Raw genomic sequence first — 7,020 nt, 5'->3', positions numbered from 1 at the left:
ATATATACTTCATATAGATTTGTCATATTATAAAAGCAGTGATATAATTTATTATCATTTTATGGAGGTGATATATTATGAAAATAAGAGATGAATATACATGCCCTCTTGAAATTGTACATGATATCATTAAAGGAAAATGGAAGACTATAATTGTATTTAAATTGAGACAATGTAATAAAACATTCTCTGACTTAGAGCATAGTATAGATGGAATAAGTCAAAAAATGTTAATCCAACAGTTAAAAGAACTTCGAGAATTTGGTATTGTTGATAAAATCAGTTCAACTGGATATCCATTACATACTGAATATTTTCTTACTAATCGTGGCAAAAAAATGTTACAAGCTGTAGAGATAATGCAAGAAATAGGTATAGAATATATGCTTGAACATGGACAACAAGAATTTTTAGACAATAAAGGAATCTATTATAATAAATAGTTCTATACATACCAAAAAGTAAGTAATTTACATTTCATTTAACAGTATTATAATAAAAATATAAAAGGAGGTATAAATATGTCTATAGCTTTAATTTTAATTGATATTCAAAATGATTATTTTAAAAATGGGAAATGTGAATTATTTAATACAGAAAAAACTGCTGAAAATGCTAAAAAAATACTGACACTCTTTAGAAAAAATAACTTACCAATTATTCATGTACAGCATATATCAATGAGTTCAACTACATCATTCTTTCTACCTGACACTTATGGTTCAAAGATAAATAAAATTGTTTTTCCACTTAAGAATGAAGAAATTATCATTAAACATACACCAGATAGTTTTTTTAAAACGTGTTTACAAAGTTGTCTTGAAGAAAAAAACATAGATAAATTAGTGATTTGTGGAATGATGAGTCATATGTGTATTGATACAAGTGTAAGGACAGCAAAGAAACTTGGATACGATATTACTCTTATAAGCGATGCTTGCACAACAAAAAATTTATTTTGGGATGACAAAGAGATTTCTGCTGAAACTGTACATCAAGTATTTATGGCATCTTTACAACATAGTTTTGCAGATATAAAAAATACAGACATTTTTTTGTCTAATTATTGTAAATAAAAATATTTACCATTATAAAGAGTAATCTTAATTAATTTAAGTTTGCTCTTTAATTATATAATCTTATATATCCCTTATACCATTTTTATATACATAAAATACTTTTTCATATTTTAGATTTAGATGCAACAATCATATAATTTTCAAATGTTACTATATCCACATAAAAAATGTAGTGTTATAGTATATATAATATTACATAAAAGGGGGTGCTAGATAGATGAATAATCATATACTTATTCAATTTGAATATATAGCAAGAATCATTATTGCTGGTTTATGTGGAGCTTTGATTGGATATGAAAGAAAGAATAGGCTAAAAGAAGCTGGAATCCGAACTCATTTTATAGTAGCACTAGGATCAGCACTTATAATCATTGTTTCCAAATATGGATTTGATGATGTAGTAGGTACTCCAGGTATTGGTTTAGACCCTGCCCGTGTTGCAGCACAGGTTGTCAGTGGAATAGGTTTTTTAGGAGCAGGATTAATATTTATCAGAAATCAATCAGTAAGCGGACTTACTACAGCTGCTGGTATATGGGCGACAGCAGGTACAGGACTTGCAATTGGTTGTGGATTATACTTACTTGGTATTGTTTCAAGCATTATTATCGTTATCACTCAAATACTACTTCATAGAGATAGGAAATGGATGAAACTCCCTACAGCAGAACAGGTTTCTCTTAAAATTTCTAACAGCACGGATTCAATCTCATATATTGAAGAAAAATTTAAACAGTCTAAAATTGAAATTATAAATATGAATATTAAACGCATTGATGGAGATTGGCTAGAAGTAATTATCTATACTAAATTACCTAAAGGATATAAAAAGACGAATCTGTTAAAGTTGTTTAGTGATAATCCTCTTATAGAATCTTTAGAGATATAATATAAGAAATAGACTAGCTAAACACTAGTCTATTTCTTTGTTACTAATAACATGTTTTACAAGCTACATATCCATTTGCTTCTGCTTCTTCTCTACTCATTGAAATTGCACCTTCCATATTATGTGCAGTAGGAGAAGAATGATATTTATTTGATTTAGATTTTCCTCCATTTGCATATACAGTTTCAGATGTTTTTTGGTTGGTTGGATTTGATTCTTCAGTCTTAGGATTTGGAGCTTGAGCGTTTTCTGTTGACTTGTCAGCATTTTCTTTAGCAAGTTTTTCTGCTTTTTCCTTTTCTTCCTTTTTATTCTGAGCTAACTCTAAATCCTCTTGTTTTTTCTTTTCTTCTAACTCTTTTTTCTTTTGTTGCTCTAATTTATCTTTTTCTTCTTTTGCTTTTAATTCTTGTTTTTCTTTTACTTCATTGTCTTTTATATCCTGTTCTTCTTCTTTTCTTTTTATTTCTTGTTGCTCATTCAAATTAGGTTCTGTTGCTACTTTGAGCGTTGCTCCCCACCATACCCAATTGAACATTAAGAGTATAAATACCACAAATAAGCTTATAACAACTTTTAATGTTTTTACTAATTTATTACTATTTTTATTTATACTTTTTACTAAAAATAAAATAGAAAATAATAATAATGTTAATGGTAATAATAAAATTCCTATAATAACAATTAATATCTTTTGCCAACTTTTTAATACTTTAAACTTCTCAAACATAAATTCCCCTCCAAAACATTAAGTTAACTACTTTATCATCCATAACTATTAATCTAATAAGATTTATGTCTGATAAATGTTGATATTAATTTTTAATAATTCCTTAATTTTCATCCTATATCCCCCTCTTTATACATTACTAATTAAATTATATAGTAAACAAATAATAAATGTTGTCGAAAATCAAAATTATATATTCTTAACTGGATATAAATATAAAGATAATTATTACTAATTTTCAATCTAAGCACTATATACTTATACTTTAACTAATATAAAATATAATTAAGACTTACTCTTATGTCACACATAAAATGAAAAATGAAACAGTAAATATTTTAGAAGGTCTTAAAATATAATTTGCCACCGATTTTATAATACGGTGGCAAATTAGTGGTAAATTTACATTTTTTTATATTATTTATTGTCTAATCCATTAAAATTTAGCTATTTAGTTATAGGAACTTGAATTTCAGTTACAAATTCATCTACAATTCCAGTTTCATGTATATCTATTTTATATATCTCTATTGGTGCCGCATTTATTTTATAATTATTTTCTTCTATAAATCTAAATACTTTTTCCATATATATTTTATTATTGGAGTTACTTCCAGTATAATTTAATGTTACATAATATCCTTCATCAAAAACTATATTATATATCTCCTCATTATCTTCCAAAAAACAAAATACCGACTTAAACTCATTAAAGATACCATTATTGATTGCTTCAATAGAAAAAGCAGAACCAATATTATTATTTCCAAGTATATTAAATCTGTCTTCATATTCTTTTTGAAGCTTTTGAATTAAGAAATCAAAATCTTCATCTCTTTCTATATCAGCATTTAATTCTAAGGCTTTCCTTTTTTCTATATATACAACTTCTATCTCGTCTATTTTAGTATTTTGAATCACACTTTCAATTGAACTTAATCTTGTTATGATATTTTCCTTGTGACTTACAAGCTCAAGCATCTTTTTGTCAATTAAATCAAGTTCTTCATTTAATATAGTTTTTGTAGATTCTATACTTCTATCATCTAAATATTCTTTTATCTTTTTCATTGGAAAATTCAAACTTCTAAATTCTTTTATCAAATTCAATTTCCATATATCAGATATATTATACATTCTATATCCATTAGTATCTCTAAATGGTTTTAGAATTCCTATTTCTTCATAGTACATTAAAGAATCTCTACCTATACCATATATTTTAGATATTTCTCCTATTTTATAATAATCTTTCATTTATATAATAAAGTCCTCCATAATTATATTTTTTCTTAAAAATAAATAACTCGTCTATTTTCCTAAGTCTATTTTAGAATATACTAAAAAATTTTCTAAAACAAGGTTTCAAAAATAAATTGTATTTAGTTAACTATCTAAATATATCTATACTTTGTTCATTATTCTATTATAATATTGATTATGACATTTCTGACTTTAAGCTTTTTAAAAGATATATTTGACTTTATATTTACACCTATGCCATTATATTTTTATACACTATTTTTTATTTCCGAAATATCGCTTTATAAATTTAATGATATTAATATATTATTTCAGTATATTGTTCAAATATTAATTAACATTTAAATATTTTTAGTATAAACACAGTTATTATCAAAAAATCAAAGTATCTTATGGGGGAATACTATGCCAAATTATAATTATATAAAAATGTTAAATAAAAAAGTAGAACTATTGTCTAAAGATTTAGAGAAAAGAAATTGTAAATTAAAAATCTCAAACGAAATAGATTTTTTTACTAAAATACCAAATAGAAAATTTATATATCAATATATTGATAATTGTATTTCAAAAAATACTTCTATTGGAATTATGTTATTAAATATTGATAACTTTAAATTATTCAATGATATATATGGATACATAGTTGGAGAAAATTTATTAATTAATCTTACTCAAAAACTATTGTATTATGTTCCAGAATCTAAAGGAATAGTTGGCCATTTAAAAGGAGAAGGATTTTTAATTGCTATCCCAAATGTATCGAAGGAAGAATTAGATGACATGGGAACATCTATTATAAAATGCGCTAGGGAATTAAAAATACAACTTCCTAATGAAAAAGAAATCTATTCTAATGTTACATTTAGCATTGGTAGTGCAATTTGGGATGGTAAATCAGATATAAGTACTTTAATACTTTTAAATCAAGTATATAGCGGTTTAAAAAAAGCTAAAAGTGAAGGTAAGAATAGATACATTTCATTTGATTTTAAGGATAATAATTTTTATAATAAATTAGAAAATGATAAAGAATTTTTATCAGAAATATCATACGCTTTATTGGATAAACAAATTGAGGTATTTTACCAACCACTTTATAATATAAAAAGTAATACTATAGTTGGATGTGAAGCACTTACACGCTGGAGACACCCTCTTAAAGGGCTTCTCACTCCAGATAAATTTATATCTTTATTTGAACAATCTGGATTGATAATAGAATTAGATTTATATTTATTCGAACAGAACTGTAGAAATATAAGAAGATGGATTGATAGCAATGATGTGTTTGTTCCAATTTGTTGTAATTTTTCTCGTCTTCATTTTTTTAGCCCTAATTTTCCAAGCACTTTAAAAAGTATTGCTGAGAAATATAATGTAGCTACATCAAATTTTAGCATTGAAATTACAGAAAATATATTGATAGAAAATACAAATACAATTATTCAACAACTAAATGAATTACGTTCTTTTGGTTTTTCTGTATCAATGGATGATTTTGGCTCTGGATATTCATCTTTTGGTATGTTACAAAACCTTCCTTTTGATGTAATAAAAATTGATAAAATATTTTTATCTCATAACTTAAACGATTTTAAAAATACAACAATTTTGTATTCTATAATAAATATTTCAAGAGCTCTTGGTATACTTACAGTGTGTGAAGGTGTTGAAACAAAACAACAAGTAGAGTTTATCAAAAGCATAAACTGTGACATTGCTCAAGGTTTTTATTATGCAAAGCCTATGGAATGTAAGCAATTTGAAAAGTTACTATCTAAAAAAAATACTTCAGGCAAAATGTCTATTGAATATTCTGATATAGGAAAATCTTTAATAGAAAAAATCTTTGATGCATTTTTTATTATGCAAGATATGCAAAAACTAAGAGCAAATGTTATTGAAAATATTAAATGGTTTGACTTTTATAACAAAAAAGAACTTACATCTTTTCCTGAGGTAATAGAATACTTTGAAAAACATATCAAAGGTAAAAAATTTTCTATTCTTTATAAAAGTATAACTCCACATGATGTTAGTTCAGATTCATTACTAATTAGTGGAGAAGCTGTTTTATCTGATGAAACTACAGGTTGTCAAAATTATAGTAATTTCTATTTTAGTGCAAATTGTATTATTTCAGAAAATAAATTAATCTTAACAAAAATACATTTAGATTTAATTAAAACTGCTGGCTATATAAATGAATTTGAATCATATTCAATACCTAAAATGACAAATACTCATCTAGATGAAAGTAGTACTTTATCACAATTTTATTCAATGCTACCTGTAGGTATCATTCGCTATGATTTATTTGGTGATATGATTATTACATATATGAACGAAGAAATGTTTGATATTATAGGTTATACAAAAGAACAATTTTTTGGTGAAATGAGTGGCAACTTAAGAGCAATTGTTCATCCAGATGATTTAGACTTCGTTTATAAAAAAAGCTTAGAAATGATTGATACAAATAAGATTGAATCTTTTTTATACAGATTTATAAAGCGTAATGGTCAGATTGTTACAGTTATGTATAAACAATGTAATCTTTCTGCAATTGATGGAAGGTCTATTGCACAAGGTATGTATATAGATGTTGATAAAATAAAAAATTTAATAGATATTTAATTTAAAATGTCTCAACTATAAATAAATTATAAGTACCTTTATAGATTTATTAAATTAAAACTCCAGTTTATGTATAATTAATAACAAGCATTCTACTATATAATTAATCACAATCGTTCGACAAATTAATGATAAAATTCCCACTATGTGCTATAAGTTAATATATAATGCAATAAAATTAATTTAATTTTAGGGCACTAAGCTATTTAGAGTAACTACTTTTAATTTATTTGTGTTTTTATAATAAAATCATTTGATTCTATAAATCAGAGTTAACACAGATAAATTAAGTTTTTATATAAAAACCTACTTTTACTTAAAATATTGCATAAAATTTTCTTATTTCATAAAAAGGTCATAGTTCAACAAAGTTTTCTAATTTAAAAGTATTAATGTATAATATAATTAATTTATAT

At 24.7% G+C, this 7,020-nt stretch carries 6 protein-coding genes; 4 read left to right on the top strand and 2 right to left on the bottom strand.

Annotated features, from left to right (window positions below; all coding sequences use genetic code 11):
* Window positions 1–77 precede the first annotated feature (77 nt).
* From KGF52_RS06745 to KGF52_RS06735, 3 genes are all read left to right on the top strand, one after another.
* On the top strand, window positions 78–443 hold the full coding sequence (locus KGF52_RS06745; protein ID WP_227839562.1) for a winged helix-turn-helix transcriptional regulator: 366 nt from the start codon (window positions 78–80) through the stop codon (window positions 441–443).
* Window positions 444–521: 78 nt separating this feature from the next.
* Window positions 522–1,076 (top strand): cysteine hydrolase family protein, encoded by a 555-nt coding sequence (locus tag KGF52_RS06740; RefSeq protein WP_227839561.1) that lies wholly within the window; start codon window positions 522–524, stop codon window positions 1,074–1,076.
* Window positions 1,077–1,296: 220 nt separating this feature from the next.
* Window positions 1,297–1,971, top strand: coding sequence for an MgtC/SapB family protein (locus tag KGF52_RS06735; RefSeq protein WP_227432770.1), 675 nt, complete (start codon window positions 1,297–1,299; stop codon window positions 1,969–1,971).
* 43 nt (window positions 1,972–2,014) lie between these two features.
* Here the strand turns inward: KGF52_RS06735 and KGF52_RS06730 are convergent, their stop codons facing one another.
* Entirely contained in the window at window positions 2,015–2,701 is a 687-nt protein-coding gene (locus KGF52_RS06730; protein ID WP_227839560.1) for a hypothetical protein, read from the bottom strand.
* A gap of 447 nt (window positions 2,702–3,148) precedes the next feature.
* Window positions 3,149–3,958: a MerR family transcriptional regulator gene (locus KGF52_RS06725; RefSeq protein WP_227827291.1), complete on the bottom strand. Its 810-nt coding sequence runs from the start codon at window positions 3,956–3,958 to the stop codon at window positions 3,149–3,151.
* 411 nt (window positions 3,959–4,369) lie between these two features.
* Between KGF52_RS06725 and KGF52_RS06720 the strand changes: the two genes are divergently transcribed.
* A complete protein-coding gene (locus KGF52_RS06720; protein WP_227839559.1) occupies window positions 4,370–6,604 on the top strand; it encodes an EAL domain-containing protein in 2,235 nt (744 codons plus the stop codon).
* The last annotated feature ends 416 nt before the right edge of the window (window positions 6,605–7,020 follow it).

Origin of the sequence: Clostridioides sp. ZZV15-6597, from assembly GCF_020657815.1 — a bacterium.
Taxonomy (GTDB): domain Bacteria; phylum Bacillota; class Clostridia; order Peptostreptococcales; family Peptostreptococcaceae; genus Clostridioides.
The sequence above is the reverse complement of the archived record's forward strand: the minus strand, read 5'-3'. Positions and strand labels throughout refer to the sequence as shown.

Coding starts and splice junctions, on each gene's coding strand:
- KGF52_RS06730 (WP_227839560.1), bottom strand. CDS start 2,701: ATGTTTGAGAAGTTTAAAGTATTAAAAAGTTGGCAAAAGATATTAATT.
- KGF52_RS06735 (WP_227432770.1), top strand. CDS start 1,297: ATGAATAATCATATACTTATTCAATTTGAATATATAGCAAGAATCATT.
- KGF52_RS06725 (WP_227827291.1), bottom strand. CDS start 3,958: ATGAAAGATTATTATAAAATAGGAGAAATATCTAAAATATATGGTATA.
- KGF52_RS06740 (WP_227839561.1), top strand. CDS start 522: ATGTCTATAGCTTTAATTTTAATTGATATTCAAAATGATTATTTTAAA.
- KGF52_RS06720 (WP_227839559.1), top strand. CDS start 4,370: ATGCCAAATTATAATTATATAAAAATGTTAAATAAAAAAGTAGAACTA.
- KGF52_RS06745 (WP_227839562.1), top strand. CDS start 78: ATGAAAATAAGAGATGAATATACATGCCCTCTTGAAATTGTACATGAT.